This is a genomic window from Mesorhizobium sp. M1182 (genome assembly GCF_040318335.1).
In the GTDB taxonomy this organism is placed as follows: domain Bacteria; phylum Pseudomonadota; class Alphaproteobacteria; order Rhizobiales; family Rhizobiaceae; genus Mesorhizobium.
The window spans coordinates 19449-35336 of sequence record NZ_JAMYMD010000052.1 but is presented as its reverse complement, the minus strand read 5'-3'; the positions used below and the strand labels follow the sequence as shown (position 1 = coordinate 35336).

The 15888-nt window shown below is 61.7% G+C and carries 15 protein-coding genes and 1 riboswitch; of the genes, 6 read left to right on the top strand and 9 right to left on the bottom strand.

Translation table 11 applies throughout. The features are described 5' to 3' along the window. On the top strand, window positions 1-1733 hold a 1733-nt coding region (locus tag NKH33_RS31625; protein WP_352923348.1), incomplete at its 5' end, for a calcium-binding protein. An 864-nt stretch (window positions 1734-2597) separates the two neighbouring features. Then, the gene (locus tag NKH33_RS31620; RefSeq protein ID WP_352923345.1) at window positions 2598-4412 is read left to right on the top strand and encodes a calcium-binding protein; all 1815 of its coding nucleotides are present in this window, start codon (window positions 2598-2600) and stop codon (window positions 4410-4412) included. Between the two features lie 160 nt (window positions 4413-4572). Here the strand turns inward: NKH33_RS31620 and NKH33_RS31615 are convergent, their stop codons facing one another. Both NKH33_RS31615 and NKH33_RS31610 read right to left on the bottom strand, forming a co-directional pair. Then, window positions 4573-5556 (bottom strand): aldo/keto reductase, encoded by a 984-nt coding sequence (locus NKH33_RS31615; RefSeq protein WP_352474476.1) that lies wholly within the window; start codon window positions 5554-5556, stop codon window positions 4573-4575. A 10-nt stretch (window positions 5557-5566) separates the two neighbouring features. Then, on the bottom strand, window positions 5567-5722 hold the full coding sequence (locus NKH33_RS31610; RefSeq protein WP_352474475.1) for a YjiS-like domain-containing protein: 156 nt from the start codon (window positions 5720-5722) through the stop codon (window positions 5567-5569). A 121-nt stretch (window positions 5723-5843) separates the two neighbouring features. Between NKH33_RS31610 and NKH33_RS31605 the strand changes: the two genes are divergently transcribed. Continuing rightward, window positions 5844-6827: a LysR family transcriptional regulator gene (locus NKH33_RS31605; protein WP_352474474.1), complete on the top strand. Its 984-nt coding sequence runs from the start codon at window positions 5844-5846 to the stop codon at window positions 6825-6827. A 160-nt stretch (window positions 6828-6987) separates the two neighbouring features. Here the strand turns inward: NKH33_RS31605 and NKH33_RS31600 are convergent, their stop codons facing one another. The 7 genes from NKH33_RS31600 to NKH33_RS31570 all read right to left on the bottom strand — a co-directional run bounded on the left by NKH33_RS31600 (window position 6988) and on the right by NKH33_RS31570 (window position 12492). Then, entirely contained in the window at window positions 6988-7797 is an 810-nt protein-coding gene (locus NKH33_RS31600) for an MBL fold metallo-hydrolase (RefSeq protein WP_352769323.1), read from the bottom strand. Beyond that, a complete protein-coding gene (locus NKH33_RS31595; protein ID WP_352474472.1) occupies window positions 7794-8180 on the bottom strand; it encodes a YdeI/OmpD-associated family protein in 387 nt (128 codons plus the stop codon). Before NKH33_RS31595 ends, NKH33_RS31600 begins: the two co-directional genes overlap by 4 nt. 46 nt (window positions 8181-8226) lie before the next feature. Then, the gene (locus NKH33_RS31590; RefSeq protein ID WP_352474471.1) at window positions 8227-9021 is read right to left on the bottom strand and encodes a helix-turn-helix domain-containing protein; all 795 of its coding nucleotides are present in this window, start codon (window positions 9019-9021) and stop codon (window positions 8227-8229) included. Between the two features lie 75 nt (window positions 9022-9096). Beyond that, window positions 9097-9441: a hypothetical protein gene (locus NKH33_RS31585; protein WP_352542645.1), complete on the bottom strand. Its 345-nt coding sequence runs from the start codon at window positions 9439-9441 to the stop codon at window positions 9097-9099. A 146-nt stretch (window positions 9442-9587) separates the two neighbouring features. After that, on the bottom strand, window positions 9588-10358 hold the full coding sequence (locus tag NKH33_RS31580) for a type 1 glutamine amidotransferase domain-containing protein (protein WP_352769320.1): 771 nt from the start codon (window positions 10356-10358) through the stop codon (window positions 9588-9590). After that, a complete protein-coding gene (locus NKH33_RS31575; protein WP_352923338.1) occupies window positions 10355-11854 on the bottom strand; it encodes an aldehyde dehydrogenase family protein in 1500 nt (499 codons plus the stop codon). Before NKH33_RS31575 ends, NKH33_RS31580 begins: the two co-directional genes overlap by 4 nt. Next, the gene (locus NKH33_RS31570) at window positions 11851-12492 is read right to left on the bottom strand and encodes an NADPH-dependent F420 reductase (RefSeq protein ID WP_352923335.1); all 642 of its coding nucleotides are present in this window, start codon (window positions 12490-12492) and stop codon (window positions 11851-11853) included. The genes NKH33_RS31575 and NKH33_RS31570 overlap by 4 nt, the downstream gene beginning before the upstream one ends. A gap of 381 nt (window positions 12493-12873) precedes the next feature. Further along, window positions 12874-12989: riboswitch (guanidine-I (ykkC/yxkD leader) on the top strand. A 101-nt stretch (window positions 12990-13090) separates the two neighbouring features. Between NKH33_RS31570 and NKH33_RS31565 the strand changes: the two genes are divergently transcribed. Genes NKH33_RS31565 through NKH33_RS31555 form a run of 3 tightly spaced genes read left to right on the top strand, consistent with a single transcriptional unit; the run spans window position 13091 to window position 15878 of the window. Further along, the gene (locus NKH33_RS31565; RefSeq protein WP_352746239.1) at window positions 13091-14155 is read left to right on the top strand and encodes a putative urea ABC transporter substrate-binding protein; all 1065 of its coding nucleotides are present in this window, start codon (window positions 13091-13093) and stop codon (window positions 14153-14155) included. 38 nt (window positions 14156-14193) lie between these two features. After that, entirely contained in the window at window positions 14194-15072 is an 879-nt protein-coding gene (locus NKH33_RS31560) for an ABC transporter permease (protein WP_352923351.1), read from the top strand. Further along, window positions 15069-15878 carry an ATP-binding cassette domain-containing protein gene (locus NKH33_RS31555; RefSeq protein WP_352923332.1) on the top strand — a complete coding sequence of 270 codons (810 nt, stop codon included), beginning with the start codon at window positions 15069-15071 and terminating at the stop codon, window positions 15876-15878. The genes NKH33_RS31560 and NKH33_RS31555 overlap by 4 nt, the downstream gene beginning before the upstream one ends. Window positions 15879-15888: the final 10 nt, after the last annotated feature.

The window sequence follows — 15888 nt, the reverse complement described above, 5'->3', positions numbered from 1 at the left end:
ACGACATGATCGACCGAGCCGTGGCTGCAGCGGTGAAATCCGGCATCCCGATCAGCAACATCGTTCCGGTCTATCAGGCCTTCGGCGGCGGTAACTGGGAGACTTCCGACGGCGGCAGACAGGTCATGCCCACCGCCGAACAGATGCAAATCATGATCGATCATTGGGCCAAGCTGGTTCCGTCACCCGCCTTCGACTATACCTACAAATGGGGAACGCAGAACGGCGACACCGCATTAGAGAGCTCTCCGGAACTACAAGCCGTTTTCCGGGAGCACAACCTCGCAACGACTGGGACCGAACCGCCTCCCGTCGACACAAGCGACACCTTGTATGGCACCAGCGGCGACGATGTGTTTCACGGCGCCGGCGGCCACACGATGATCGGCTATGGTGGCAATGACACCTATTATGTCGAAGATGTCCGCGACAAGGAGATTGAGGCAGCAGGCGGCGGTACCGACAAAGTGCTCGCGTCAGTAAGTCATGCGCTTGCGACCGGATCGGAAATCGAACTTCTTGCCACCAGCAATCCGTCCGGCACGACCGCAATCAATCTCAACGGCAATGAATTCGGCCAGACAATTCAGGGCAATGCCGGCGCCAATTATATCAACGGCCTCGGCGGCGCCGACACGATGACCGGCTATGGTGGCAGCGACACCTACTATGTCGACAATGCCGGCGACAGGGTCTTTGAGGCGATCGGCGGCGGCTCCGACAGAGTGTTCACTTCGGTGAGCCATGCCCTTTCGCCCGGATCGGAAATCGAACTTCTTGCTACCAACCCGTCCGGCACCACGGCAATCAACCTCACCGGCAATGAGTTCGCCCAGAGCATCGGGGGTAACGCCGGCGCCAATGTCATTAATGGCGGCGGTGGCGCCGATACGATGGTCGGTTATGGCGGCAACGACACCTTCTATGTCGATAACGCCGGCGACAAGGTGGTCGAGGCAATCGGCGGCGGCGGTGACAAAGTGCTCGCCTCGGTGAGCCATGCCCTTTCGGCCGGGTCGGAGATCGAGCTCCTCGCCACCGGCAATCCGTCCGGTACGGCGGCCATCAACCTCAATGGCAATGAGTTCGCCCAGACGATCCAGGGCAATGCCGGCGCCAATTTCATCAATGGCGGCGGCGGCGCCGATACGATGGTCGGCTATGGCGGCAACGACACCTACTATGTCGACAATGCCGGCGATAGGGTGGTTGAGGCGGCCGGTGGTGGCACCGACAGGGTGTTCGCCTCGATGAGCCATACCCTTTCAACGGGCTCGCAGATTGAGATTCTCGCCACGAACCCGTCGGGTACGACGGCAATCAATCTCACCGGCAACGAGTTCGCCCAGAACATCGGCGGGAATGCCGGCGCCAATGTCATCAATGGCCGTGGCGGCGCCGACATCTTGGCCGGCTATGGCGGCAACGATGCATTCGTGTTCAACAGCGCCCTTGGACCCGGCAATATCGACAAGGTCACCGACTTCAACAAGCTCCAGGACAAGATCCAGCTCGACGACGCCGTTTTTGCCGGGCTTAAGCTGGGTGGCCTTTCATCCGATGCTTTCTTTGCTGGCACGGCTGCGCATGACAGCTCCGACCATATAATCTACAACAGCTCAACCGGAGCGCTCTCTTTCGACAGCGACGGCATCGGCGGCGCAGCTCAAATACAGTTCGCCACTCTCTCTCCAGGTCTGTCGCTTACGGCAGGTTCGTTCCTTGTGATCTGAACGACCCGGAACGGCGGACCTTCAATTCGAGACGGTCCGCCGCTTTATCTTTGTTCAAGCACCGGATTTTTCCAAAGCGGGATGCCCATTTCTGGCTGATGCTCAACCTTCGTCACCCAGCGGGTTCGAGTTGTGTGCGTCAAGTTCAGCAAAATGGCGTGGCATTGCGTTGACGTCGGCGTGTCCGCCGCGCAGCCCCCGTGTTTAGCGGAGCGGCGGACACATGACGGTGCTCAGGCGGCCAAGGCCCTCAGGCTCTCCAGCTGGGAACCGCCCTACTCTCACCTTTTGGGCGGTTTCCTAAATTGATTTGATCTCGATCACGGAGATCTGCCGACCGATACCAGGTGACGAGCGCGCAGATGCCTACGAATTGTCCACAGCTAATTGGTTGGGCAGTGAAACTGTGGAGGGGCCCGGAGTCAGAGGTTAACGTCATTTTGAATTTCCGTACGAAAGTTGACGTCTAACGCATTAAAATCTATAAATGTATAGCCATTATAAAAATATCGAGGAACTTCAAAAACTACAGCGCCTTCAAAATAAAGTCGCAATTCTGGCATCATTCTGACATCAGAAGACAATAAGCATCTTGTCCTAAGTCGCTGCTGTCAAAATAAGTCACAATCCGTGCAGCATTCCTACAAACGGTCAATGATTCTATCGACGGGTGTCTGTATGTGATTTGGCGCTAATATACGCCGTCTGTAGGTAGACGCCGGGCGCTATCGAAATCAGAAAAAGGAATATTGGATGGCAACTCTGCATTATACGTCGGGTGGATCCGCCACCGAAATCGCAACTGCCGGCTTCAATCTGGCTGACGTTCAGTACGCTTCGCAAGTCGACGCGTTGCCGGACGGCATGAAGGGTCTGGTGTACCTCAACGAGCACGAGGGCGTAACTTCATCCTTCATCGAGAAAATGACCCCCTTCCTCGGCAATCCGAATGTGTTCGGATTCTATCTGGTTGACGAGCCCGATCCCACGGGCAGGTGGGGCACCTATGCAACCGCCGAGAACCTGAAGGCGGAATCCGACTGGATCCATGAGCATTTTCCAGGCGCCAAGACCTTCGTCACCATGATGAATATGGGATCCCCTACCAATCCGGATTTTACCAACACCTACAATCCGGCCAACACGCATATCGACTATTTTGGAATAGACCCCTATCCGGTGCGCACGGGAACGGACACGGTCGACTACGACATGATCGACCGAGCCGTGGCTGCAGCGGTGAAGTCGGGCATCCCGATCAGCAACATCGTTCCGGTCTTCCAGGCCTTTGGCGGCGGCAATTGGGAGACTTCCGATGGCGGCAGACAGGTCATGCCCACCACCGAACAGATGCAAACCATGATGGATCATTGGGCCAAGCTGGTTCCGTCACCCGCCTTCGACTATACCTACAAGTGGGGAACGCAGAACGGCGATACCGCGCTTGAAAGCTCCTCGGAACTGCAAGCCGTTTTCCGGGAACACAACACCACTACCGCTGCGGCCTCAGACACCACCAGCAGCGACAGCAGTGCTGCTGCGCCCGCGTCCGACGCCGCCACCAGCGATAGCAGCTCGACTGTGACTGCGCCTTCCCATGCCGCAACCGGCGATAGCAGCTCGACTGCGACCGCGCCTTCCCATGCCGCCACCGGCGATAGCACCAGCGATGGCAGCTCGACCGCGACGGCGCCTTCGCACCTCATCGCAAGCGATGGCAGTTCGACTGCGACCGCCGCCGGCGCCACCACGAGCGATGGCAGCTCGACTGCCGCCCCTTCCCATGCCGCCACCGGCGATAGCACCAGCGCCGCCACCGGCGATAGCACCAGCGATGGCAGCTCGACCGCGACGGCGCCTTCGCACCTCATCGCAAGCGATGGCAGTTCGACTGCGACCGCCGCCGCCAGCGCCACCACGAGCGATGGCAGCTCGACTGCGACCGCCCCTTCCCATGCCGCCACCGGCGATAGCACCAGCGATGGCAGTTCGACTGCGACCGCCGCCGGCGCCACCACGAGCCATGGCAGCTCGACTGCGACCGCCCCTTCCACCGGCGATAGCACCAGCGATGGCAGCTCGACCGCGACGGCGCCTTCGCACCCCATCGCAAGCGATGGCAGTTCGACTGTGACCGCCGCTTCCCCCTCCGACCGCGGCGGTTTTCACGCTCTGACCGATCTGTTCGGCAGCAACGACACCAGCCATGATACTGCCGGCGACAAGGGAGGCAGCAGCGTTGACCGGGTGCTGGCCGCGTTGAGCCCCGCGCTTTCGTCCGGCTCGGAGCTTGCCGCGACCAGCAGCCCATCCGAGAAAACGGCAACCAGCCTGACCGGCCACGGGTTCGCCCAACTGCTCCAGGGCAACGAAAATGCCGGCGCCGGTGTCCACAAGAGCGCCGTCGCCGACCTGACATCCGGTCACGGCAACGATGCCTTCGACTTCAGCAAGCTTCAGGACAAAGTCCAGCTCGACCACTCCGCGCTTGCCGACCTCAAGTCGGGAGGGCTTTCATTGCATACGTCCCCTGCTGTTACGGCCACGGATGATGGTTCCCACCACATCATCTTTGACAGCTCAACCGGGTCGCTCTCTCTCGACAGCGACGCGGTCGGCGGCGCAGCTCAAGCGCAGCTCGCTACCCATCTCCCGTTGCAGCATCACTCCTTGATCTGAAAACCGGAGCGGCGGACCTTCAACTCGAGCGTGTCCGCCGCTCCGTCCGTGTTCAATTGCGCCACGGAAGCTTGACTAAGAAAAATGCGATATCGGCAGACATCAGAGAGATCGAAGTTGGTCGCATTATCGCCAATGCGAATTCCGGATTCACCACACCCTACGCAGTCTCGGCAATATTCAGCACTGCGTCGATCTCGGCCATCACCGTTTCCGGCAGCGGCCCTTTTTCCAGCGCACCGAGATTGTCCTCGACCTGCTCGGGCCGCGTGAAGCCGGGAACCGGCAAGGCGATTGCCGACTTGGCGAGTATCCAGCCGAGCGCGCCTTGCGCAAGCGTGCGTCCGCCCGAGGTGAGCAGGTCGCGGATTGCCGAGAGCCTTGACAGATAGTCCGGGTTGGCGGCGCCATCCCTGAAAAACACCATCCATTCGGCATTCCCGCCGCGCACATCGTTGGTGGGCAGCCGCATGGCCGGCGTGTATTTGCCGGTGAGCAGCCCCATTGCCAGCGGCAGCCGGCTGAACGAGACGAGGTTCTCGCGCGCCGCAACGGCCATCAGCTCGTTCGCCGGGGTAAACACATTGAAGTCGTTCTCTACGGCGACGAACCCCTCGCGCGGCGCGTAGACGGCAAGCCGTTCGCGGTGATCGGTGCTCCAGCCGAAGCCGCCGATCTTGCCCTCCTGGCGCAACAGGCCGAGCGTATCGAACACCTCGCCGGCGCGCTCGATCGGATACTCGTTGATATGTAGCAGCACGACGTCGATACAATCCCGCTGCAGGCGCTGCCGCGAATTGTCGATCGAGGTCCGGATTGCCGCGGCAGAGGCATCCTCGGGTGCGATCTTACGCGTTTCGGGATCGCCGAAATAGCCGACCTTGGTGACGATGACGGCTTCGTCCTTGCCCCTCAACGCCCGCCCGAGGATCAGTTCGGCATTGCCGGCGCCGTAGGCGGCAGCCGTGTCGAACACCCGCGCGCCGATCTCATAAGCCATCGCCAGCGCGGCTTGCGACCTGATATCGTCGACCTCGCCATAGACTGTCGCCGTGTCACGCCAGCGCGCGGGGCCACCCGCCGCCCAGGTGCCGATGCCGATGCGCGGTACCGAGCGGCCATCCCAAAGCATCATCATCTGCATGCCCGGCTCCTCAATGACGCAAGCTGGCGTGGCGGGCACGTTCGCGGATCTCTTCGCGAGAAATGCCGGCATCCGCCAGTGTGCTGTCCCGGGCCTGCCTCAAGCTCGCAAGCGTCTGGCGATAGGCAATCCAGCGGGCGAAACGGTATCGAAATTCATCCAACATGATCGTCTCCTTTGGTACGCAGAATGCCTGCGCGCCTGGGTTGGTCGGAAGCGCAAAACCTCTGCGCCAATCGCATGCGCGATCGAAAGGGTTCAGTTCGCTTCTTGGCCAGGCGAGGCGCTTGTCCCTGTCCCGCCAGGCAGGATTGTCCAACGCCTCCAATGCCTGCATACTTGCGCACGATGCCCGCTTTGCGCTACAGCCACGGTCGCAAGGAGTTTTTCATTTCTGCAAAATGGATATCGGCTGGGACGATCTGAGGTTGTTTCTCGACGTTGCGCGGCTGGGTGGCTTGAGCGCAGCGACGGGAACCACGCGCCTCAGCGCAGCCACCCTTGGACGACGCGTTACCGCGCTCGAAAAGCAGATCGGCGAACCTCTGTTCGTGCGCCAGCAGACCGGCTACCGGCTGACCCCGGTCGGCGAGGAACTGCTGCGGCGCGCCGAAGACGTCGAGGCGGCAATGCAGTCGCTGACCCGCTGGCGCGAGGGAAACCTGCCCGACCGCATTGTCCGCGTCTCGGCCGGGCCATGGACCTCGGCCTTCGTTTCCGCCCATATCGGCGAGATCTGGACGGTCGATGATGGCATAAGGGTGGAGCTCGTCACCACCACCGACCGGGTCGACATCGGTCGCCGTGCCGCCGACATCGGCATCCGCAGCGAGCGCCCGACCGAGCAGTGGCTGGCCGGCCGTCAGAGCGGCAAGGTCGCCCACGCCATTTATTCCGGACGTCACCTGATCAACGGCATCGCCGCCGGATTGTTCGTCGGCGTCACCGGCGAAGGCGCAAACATTGCCTCGGCGCGCTGGCTGCAAGCCCATCACGGCGACCGCATCGCCGTACGCGGCAACAACACCCACTCGGTGCGCGAACTGGTGGCCGCCGGCGCCGGCCTTTCGGTCTTTCCGTGCTTCGTCGGTGACGGCGATCCGCGGCTGGTTCGCGTTGCTCAGCCTATCCCCGAACTCGAAACCGACCAATGGATCGTCACCCATCACGAGGAACGTCACTCCCCGCCGGTACGGAAAGTCGCCGACCGGATTGCCGCCTTGATGCGGGCGCACCAGCCGCTGTTTCGCGGCGAGACGCCGATCCGGTAAGCCTCAGGCAGATCGGCCGCCAGTGGATCAAGAATCAGATATTTTGGTGGGCCGGACGATGGTACCGCCGCCGTTGAGGACGCCGGAGTGCGGCGCGCTGCTCGTCGAGATCCTTGCCTTGGGCGAAGAGAGCGGTATAAACCGACCAGCACGGGGCGGCCTATCCGGTCACTCGTCCTCCTGCCGGCTCATAGCCGTATGCTTCGCCCTTACGCACCACGCGACCGATACCCGGCCAGCCAAGGTGCGCGCCGGCGATCCACGTCCCCGCCTCGGCCGCGTCACTGAAAACCTTTAGGCGGGTTGCGCGCGCGGTCAGCTGATCGTCGTCATAGCCCCAACTGAACGCGGGATTGCCGAACTGCAAGGCCGGCACATGAACGATGTCCCCGAAGAATAGGAAACGATCCTCGTCCGTGTCGAACGTGTAGCCGGTATGACCGGCAGCATGACCGGGCAAGGCGACCGCCCTCAATCGCTCACCCACCTGGTCGCCATTCTGGACAGGCTTCAGCAGGGGCCGGAACTGCGCAAGGTGCGCGTAAGCGAAAAAGCTCTGCACAGCCGCCTCGGGAATTACGATCGCCTTCAAGTTTGGAAAGAGCACTCGGCCGTCGGGGGTCAAAAGTCCGTGCACATGATCCTGATGGGCGTGGGTGAGCGCCAAGACCGTGATCGAAGCCGGGTCGATCTTGGCTTCCGCCATGGCCTGCTCAAGACGCCCCACTGTCGGGGCCCAGCCCCCTCCTCCGCTGTCGATTAGAACGCCGTCAACGCCTGGACCTACCAGCGCGAAGCAATTGACAGACAGGCGAAGCGCCCCTGCCAACGCAGCTTGCGGCACCGGATTATCCTGCGGGTCCCGCAAAAGGTCCGCCGGCATCTCGACGTAACCGTCCGAGAGCGACCAGACGCGCCACCTTCCCGACGTGCTGCCGAGCACGTTATTGGTTTGCGATGTCACGATCATATGGCCACCTGCCGCGAACGAAAATGAAGGATAGGTTCGATTGTCACTATTGGCTCCCTGCATAATCTGCGCAAAGACGTGGGGAAATCGATGAAGATCGATGCGGAAAGCACGGATTGGAAGATGATCGTTGACGGATCTGCTAGCTTCGCGGCGATCTCAGCTCTTTTTTTCATGCCCATGTAGATTCCTCCCTTCGTAAGCTCGTCAATCATCTGATTTATGCGCTTTCGGCGTGTTTCCGGGTGACGGGCGCGCTCGATCCAATGCAAGTAATCATTGCGCTGATAGGGAGGCCGTTGCTCGAAAGCAGTCATCAGATTTGCGGCCTCGAGCTCTGCACGCAAACTGTCGGGCATCTTAGCCAACGGACGTTTCAGCAACTCACATCTCCGCCATTCGAATCCTGATGCTGGAATAGATCACAAGTCAGCCGTCGCGCCTGCGAGACCGCAGCCGGCCTGGCGACAGCCCTTTCAATCGGGTCACGACGCGATTCATATGGGCCTGGTGAGTGAAACCCGCGTGCTGAGCAATCTCGGCCAGCGGCAGATCGCTATTTTCCAAAAGCTCGACCGCGCGATCAACGCGGCGGCGTAAAATGAATTGATGTACCGGCAATTGCGTCGCCTCGCGAAAGGCGGCGGTGAAGGCGCGTCGTGGTATTCCCGCGATTCCGGCAAGATGGTCGATCGACACCCCCTTTTCCAGATCGCCATCAATCGCAGCGAGGACCCGGTCGAACCGCTGCGAGGTTAGGACTGGAGACTTCTGCTGCCGCTGGCGTGCATGCCCGAGACGAAGCAGGTTCGCGAAAACCAGGCCCAGCGTCCATTCGCGGACGATCGGGTTGGCGGGCGGGTCGCCTTCGAGGCGTCGACACAACTCGGCCACCAGCGAATCGCGTATCGGTCGATCGGTCAGGATTACCAGGTCCTCGGGGGTCCCGCCTGCGGATACCAGGAGCCTTGACGCCAGCGCGGAGTCAACGGTGATCATCGTCAGCTCTCGCGGCTCCTCGATCTTGAACCGCGTGGCACGCTCGGGAAGACTGAGCAGCAGGTCGCCGGGGCGGGTGAAGACGCGCCGCAGCCCGCGGCCAAGATCGATCTCTGCATAGGATGAACCGCTGCGAATCACACGCAGCTGAACGACTCCGGCCGGCGCATGGCGATAGTCGCCGGCAGGAAAGAACAACCTCTTTGCACTTGCCGCGATCACCATCGTTGTACCGGGCGTCCGGACGCAAGTTCCTCCAGGACTTCGATGATCGATCGCCGCATCCTCGATCCTTGATGCCTACACTTTTGCCCGTTTGTCGGGTCCACCAGGCGCATCATTTGCCAGGGCAGTCAGTTCACCAATCCGGGGCACAAAGATGTTGTGCAGTGTCTGGGTCATAATGGTCATTTCACGCTGAACTTGCAGTTCCTGTGCGGCGGGAAACAATGTGTCCTGCAAGAAGAGCTCCAGGCCTGCCTTGTCGTCCCATATCTCGATGATGCGATAACCATCGTCTGTGGCATGCGCGATGTGCTGGTAAATGCCGCCAGCGGGCCGTTTCTCCACGCCGATCCGATCGAGGATGCGGCTATAATCTTCGGCCGTCAGGCCGGCAATATCAAGTGTCGTCACTACGGCCATGGTTCATCCTCGCTGCTGATAGTGGTTGTTTGAGGTGGAGTTCTTGGACGGACCCCGGATCCTATTGGGCCGATGTCGTTTGGCATCGCCCGCCCTGACGGCGAGTTTGTCTCCCGAACTTCACCGACAGGAGCGGTCTTTGGTCCTCAGCCACCGAGCGCCTCGATGACAAGACGGGCGGTCGCCGCTCCGGAGAAGTTCTGCTGGCCGGTGATCAAATTGCCGTCGCGCACGGCAAAATCGCGCCACAGCCCGGCCTGAATATAGTTCGCGCCGAGCGCACGCATCTCATCCTCGATCCGCCATGGCATCAGATGCGTACCGTGCGGCAGCGCGCCCATCTCCCAGACGGCATTGTCGGCGAAGTCCTCCTCGACATTGGCGAACCCCGTAACAGTGCGCCCTTTGGCCAGCAGCTCGCCGGTTGAGAGGCGCGCGTAACGCAGCAGCGCGACGCCATGACACAAGGCAGCCGCGACCTTGCCGGCCGCGAAAAAGGCGACGAACAGCCGCTGCAACTCAGTCGCACCTTGGAAGGTGAACATCGGCGCTTGGCCGCCAGCGACGACGATCGCGTCGAACGCGTCGACCGACAGCTCTGCGATGGGCCGGGTCGTCTCCACCAGCGCCGCCAGTTTCGGCGTCGACAGGAAACCGAGCGAGATCAGATCCGTATCCGAATAGCCGGACGGATCGCGCGGGTCGCTCAACGCATCCGCCTCGCATTTGCCGCCCTCAGGCGAGAAGATCGCGACTTCGTATCCGCGGTCGGTGAAGGCGAGCCAGGGATGGGTCAACTCGCTCCACCAAAACCCGACAGGCCAGCCGGTGGTGATCGATACAGCCGGGTTGGAAAGGACCATCGCGATGCGTTTGGGATGCCGCGGGTCGAGTGGGTTGGAATCGCGCACGCTCATCGGGCCATCTCGACCGGTTCGCCAAGATTCGCCCAAATCGTCTTGTATTGGGTGTAGCTTTCCCACGCCTCGCGGCCCTGCTCGCGGCCATAGCCGCTCATCTTGAAACCTCCGAACGGCGCATTAGGATGGTACTTGTGCCAGCAGTTCAGCCAGACCGAGCCTGCCTTGATCCGGTCGGCGAGCCGCAAGGCGCGGCCGAGATCGCTGGTCTGGATGCCCGAGGCGAGCCCGTAGTTCGTATCGTTGGCGATCCGGATCGCGTCCTCCTCGCTGTCGAATGGAATCACCGGCAGGACAGGGCCGAAAATCTCTTCGCGCGATATCCTTAGGTCGTTGGTCGCATCGGCGAAGATGGTCGGCTCGATGAAGAGGCCCTTGCCGTTGACCTGGCGGGTGCCGCCGCCCGCGGCCAGTCGCGCGGTGCGCTTGCCCTCTTCGACATAGCTCAAGACCTTGTCATACTCGCCCCGCGATGCGATCGGCCCGATCATCGTCGCAGGGTCCAGCGGATCGCCGAGCGTCGCCGACTTCGCCATGGCGCTCAGCTTCTCGACGACCTCGTCATAACAGGCGCGTTCGACCAGCAGGCGCGATCCGGCGACGCAGACTTCGCCCTTGTTCCAGAAGATGCCCCAGAAGGCTGCCTGTATCGCGGCATCGATATCGGCATCGGCGAAAACGATATTGGGACTCTTGCCGCCGAGCTCCATGGTCAGGTGTTTCATCGTCCCGGCACCGTTGCGCATGATGCCCTGGCCGACGGCGGTCGACCCGGTAAAGGCGATCTTGTCGACGCGGACATCGTTGACCAGCGCGTCGCCTATGGTGCCGCCCGGGCCGGTGACGAGATTGTAGACGCCCGGCGGCACGCCCGCGTCGAGGATGACTTGCGCCAAGGCGAGGGCCGTCAGGGGCGTGTCGGTCGCAGGCTTGTGAACGACCGTGTTACCCGCCGCGAGTGCCGGCGCGATTTTCGAACAGGACAGCGCGAGGGGAAAATTGAACGGGGTGATCGCAGCGACCACGCCGAGCGGCTCGCGCCGCGTCAGGATCCTGATATTTGGTTCGTAGCTGGTACGATAGGCGCCGTCCATCGCGCTCATGGCGAGCCCGCCATGAAAGCGGAACAGTCCTGAGCAGTGCGGCATGATGATATCGCGGAAATCGCGATAGGGCATACCCATATCCATCGCCTCGCGCACTGCGAAATCCTCGGCCCGCTCGTCCATTAGATCGGCGATGCGAAACAGGATTTTAGCGCGCTCCTCATGATGCATCCGCGCCCAGGGTCCTTGCTCGAAAGCCCGCTGCGCGGCCGCGACGGCATCGCTCGTGTCGGTGACGTCCGCCTTCGCAATATCGGTGATCGCCGCGTCCGTGGTCGGATCAAAAGTCGTCGAAGTCTCGCCGCTGACGGCATCGCGCCATTGGCCATCGATCAGCAGACGTCCTACTGGAATCGCCTTGCGCCGCGCGGGTAGATAATCAGTCATGAACCGGTTCCGTCCTGTCGAATGAGATTGAAGGAAATTGTCGGCCCCATCCCGCGCCGATAGGCGAGCTGGACCAATAGCAGCATCATCGGCTCGATCAGGCGCGAGGCCGTGAGATCGCCGACATCGACCGGCATTGTCGGCAGATCGGCGAGAAGCCGGCAAACCGCCGCCTTGGCATCTGCGTCATTGCCGGCGACATAGCTCGTCACCGGATCGCCGTTGAGACGCGGATCATCCCTGTCAAGCAATTCGGCAAAGGTCGGAATGCACTTGACGACAAGGGCGCCCCGCGCGCGCCTCTGAACCTCCTCGCCTACAGACGTAGTAGTGCCTAGCAGCATCGTGGAACGGTCAGGCGCGATTGCATTGGTATTGTCCCAGACGATCTTGCCCGACAAATCGCCAAGCGCGTCCATCGCCAGCTCGAGAGCCGGCCATGGCGTCGCCAGGGCAATTACGTCGGCCCATCTCGCTACTTCGTCAGGGGCACCGAAGCCAACACGGAGGGTTGCCGCGATTGCGCGCAACTTGCCTTCGTCACGACTGAAGCTGAGGCGAATTTCGTGCCCGGCGAGGCCAAGACATTTCGCCAAGGCCTTCCCGAGCGAGCCTGGTCCGATGATCGCAACTTTCACAACTGCCTCCCGACACGCGATCGGGCTTGCCTAGCATCATTGCAGTCGCGCTTATTTCACGAATTGCCCTTGCACGATCGGGCGCACTCGTCACATGGGTCGGCGCCAATTGGCATCCGGATCCGCCGCGCGCTCACGCCCTTCCCGAACGTGTCCCTATTGGGCATGTATGTGTGGGCGACCATAGAGCAGGGTGCGATCAGCGGAGGTCCCCAGGGCACAAGCCTGCTCATATTGGTTGACGCTAGATTTTCCTTGCCTAATCCGTCGGCGTTGCGATGACTTTTGTGGCATCAGCATAACGCGATTGCCTGCAAATCCGGGGAAAGGCCGCCTCAAGACGGCTTTCCGGACTGGCACGCCCCTTGCTTCGTTATTCACGTGCAGAGCGTCTAGGGTTCCGGCCGTGTCGATCACGGTGCTGGTCCAAGAGACGCGACCGCTTGAGATGCATTGAGGCATCTGGCGGAACACGGCGGGCCAAAATCCCGGGAGAACCCTGCACGGGTTTGCTGGCGCGAACCTCTCCCGGATGCGCGCTCCGTGAACCCCCCAACAGACGTTCGGACGCAATCCGGATCGCAAACAGGGGTATGTAATGCTTCGCAAACTGGCCACAATCATCCTAGCCGCATCACTCAGCCTCCCCTTCATCTCAGCCGCGCAAGCAGCGCCCAAGAAAGACTTCAAGATTTGCTGGTCGATCTATGTCGGCTGGATGCCGTGGGGCTATCTTTCCGACAGCGGCATCATGAAGAAGTGGGCCGACAAATACGGCATCAATGTCGAGATCACCCGCATCAACGACTATGTCGAGAGCATCAACCAGTACACGGCCGGCGGCTTTGACGGCTGTTCGATGACCAACATGGATGCGCTTTCGATCCCGGCCGGCGGCGGTGTTGACACGACGGCCTTGATCGTCGGCGATTTCTCCAACGGCAACGACGCGGTCATCCTCAAGAACAAGACCGCGCTCAAGAATATTGCCGGCCAGAAGGTCAATCTCGTCGAGCTTTCCGTCTCACATTACCTACTTGCGCGCGCGCTGGAGACGGTAGGGTTGGCCGAAAAGGACATTACGGTGGTGAACACCTCCGATGCCGACATGGTCGCTGCCTACGGCACCAGCGACGTCACCTCCGTCGTCACCTGGAATCCGCTGGTCTCGGAAATCGCTGCCATGCCGGGCGCCCACAAGGTATTCGATTCGACTGAGATTCCCGGCGAGATCATCGACATGATGGTCGTCAACACCGCGACGCTGAAGGACAATCCGGCCTTGGGCAAGGCGCTTGTCGGTGCATGGTATGAAGCCATGGCGCTGATGACGTCGGGCACGCCCGAAGGCAAGGCGGCCAAGGAAGAGATGGCCAAGGCGTCGGGGACGGATCTTGCCGGTTTCGACGCTCAGCTTGCATCAACGGCGATGTTCTTCGAGCCGGCCAAGGCGGTCGCATTCACCAACGGCGCCGAACTGCCGAAGACCATGGATCTGGTGCGCAACTTCCTGTTCAGCCACGGCATTCTTGGTACCAACGCGCCGAGCGTCGACGTGATCGGCATGAGCTTTCCCGATGGCTCGACGCTGGGCGATGTCAACAACGTCAAGCTGCGCTTCGATCCGGCCTTTATGGCAGAGGCGGCGGGCGGAACGCTCTGACGCGGGAGCGCGACATGCTAGCCAGAGGAACCGGCATCATGCAGGCCGCGGCAGGCCCCGAAGTCGCGCGCCTGCAACGTAGCAGGCCGAAAGCGCGGCTTCGCCTCATCAACGCGACGGTCTCGCGCGGCGGAGCGTTGCTGCTTGGGACGCTGCCGTTTGCCGCCGTGGCAATCGCCTATCTCTTCGCTTCGTCGCAAAGGCTGGCGGTCAATCCCAGCGACAAGCTGCTGCCCTCCCCTGCACAGATGTGGTCGGCATTTTCAGACCTAGCGACAGTGCCGGACAAGCGCTCCGGCGACCTGATCCTGTGGGCCGACACCTATGCCAGCCTGATCAGGCTGTTCGCCGGAGTCGGCATGGCCACGCTGGTGGCGCTCAGCCTCGGCGTCGCCATAGGTTTCATCCCGCGCGTCAGGGCCTTTCTGCTGCCCTTGGTCACAGTTGTCTGCGTCATCCCGCCACTGGCGCTGCTGCCGATCCTGTTCATTGCGCTCGGCCTCGGCGAAACGGCCAAGATCACCTTGATCGCTCTCGGCGTCGCACCGGTCATGGTGCGCGACATCGCCAACCGGGTGATGGAATTGCCGCCGGAGCTCGTCGCCAAGGCACAGACGCTCGGCGGCAACAGCTGGACCATGGTGCTCAGGCTGGTGCTGCCACAGGTCATGCCGCGCCTCATCACTTGCGTACGGCTGGCGCTTGGGCCGGCCTGGCTGTTCCTGATCGCGGCAGAAGCCATCGCCTCCACCGAGGGGCTCGGCTACCGCATCTTCCTCGTTCGTCGCTACCTGTCGATGGACGTCATCCTGCCTTACGTCGCCTGGATCACGCTGCTTGCGGTGATGACCGACTGGCTACTCGTGCGGCTCTCTCACATCATCTCGCCCTGGGCGCATCCGGTGCGGACCAGATGAGCCGGATCCTCGTCCATGGGCTGGAGAAGAGCTACGGCGACGCCCGCGTACTGGAACGGGTCAATGTCTTCGCCGAAGCGGGTGAATTCCTGTCGCTGGTTGGCGCCAGCGGTTGTGGAAAATCGACGTTCCTGCGCATCCTGCTTGGCCTGGAACAGCAAAGTGGCGGCGTGGTCGTCGTCGGCGACCAGCCGATCGTGCCGGAGCCGACGCCGCAGCGCGGCATCGTCTTCCAGCGCTATTCCGTGTTTCCGCATCTCACCGCGCTGCAGAACTTGCTGCTGGTCGAGGACTTCCGTTCGGGCGGACCGTTCGGCCGCGTCTTCGGCGCCAGGCGCAAAAGCGTCAGGCAAGAAGCCGAAACCATGCTGGAACGGGTCGGGCTTGGCCATGCGCGCGACCTCTATCCGGCCATGCTTTCTGGCGGCATGCAGCAGCGGCTGGCGATCGCGCAGACCTTGCTCGGCCGGCCGCAGATCCTGCTTCTCGACGAGCCCTTCGGCGCACTCGATCCCGGTATTCGCATCGAGATGCATGAGCTGCTCACCGAGCTCTGGACCGAGCACGGCATGACCGTGGTCATGGTCACCCACGATATCGGCGAGGCATTCAAGCTCGGCACCCGCGTGCTGGTCTTCGACAAGGTGCGCCACGACCCCCAGTTCCCGTCCGCCTATGGCGCGACGATCACCTACGATCTGAAGCTCGACCGCAAGCACCGGGCTTCAGCACGAGACGTGGCCGAAGTGGCCGCGATGGTCGGGACGACCCGACTGGATAGCGCAATCGCGACGACGGCGTCGTGAAGGAGGTTTC

What these genes read in the sequence shown, in the direction of transcription:
- NKH33_RS31590 (WP_352474471.1), bottom strand. Translation starts at nt 9,021, where the DNA reads ATGGTGATCGCGGCAAGTGCAAAGAGGTTGTTCTTTCCTGCCGGCGAC.
- NKH33_RS31560 (WP_352923351.1), top strand. Translation starts at nt 14,194, where the DNA reads ATGCAGGCCGCGGCAGGCCCCGAAGTCGCGCGCCTGCAACGTAGCAGG.
- NKH33_RS31620 (WP_352923345.1), top strand. Translation starts at nt 2,598, where the DNA reads ATGAAGGGTCTGGTGTACCTCAACGAGCACGAGGGCGTAACTTCATCC.
- NKH33_RS31585 (WP_352542645.1), bottom strand. Translation starts at nt 9,441, where the DNA reads ATGGCCGTAGTGACGACACTTGATATTGCCGGCCTGACGGCCGAAGAT.
- NKH33_RS31575 (WP_352923338.1), bottom strand. Translation starts at nt 11,854, where the DNA reads ATGACTGATTATCTACCCGCGCGGCGCAAGGCGATTCCAGTAGGACGT.
- NKH33_RS31615 (WP_352474476.1), bottom strand. Translation starts at nt 5,556, where the DNA reads ATGCAGATGATGATGCTTTGGGATGGCCGCTCGGTACCGCGCATCGGC.
- NKH33_RS31565 (WP_352746239.1), top strand. Translation starts at nt 13,091, where the DNA reads ATGCTTCGCAAACTGGCCACAATCATCCTAGCCGCATCACTCAGCCTC.
- NKH33_RS31600 (WP_352769323.1), bottom strand. Translation starts at nt 7,797, where the DNA reads ATGATCGTGACATCGCAAACCAATAACGTGCTCGGCAGCACGTCGGGA.
- NKH33_RS31555 (WP_352923332.1), top strand. Translation starts at nt 15,069, where the DNA reads ATGAGCCGGATCCTCGTCCATGGGCTGGAGAAGAGCTACGGCGACGCC.
- NKH33_RS31580 (WP_352769320.1), bottom strand. Translation starts at nt 10,358, where the DNA reads ATGAGCGTGCGCGATTCCAACCCACTCGACCCGCGGCATCCCAAACGC.
- NKH33_RS31610 (WP_352474475.1), bottom strand. Translation starts at nt 5,722, where the DNA reads ATGTTGGATGAATTTCGATACCGTTTCGCCCGCTGGATTGCCTATCGC.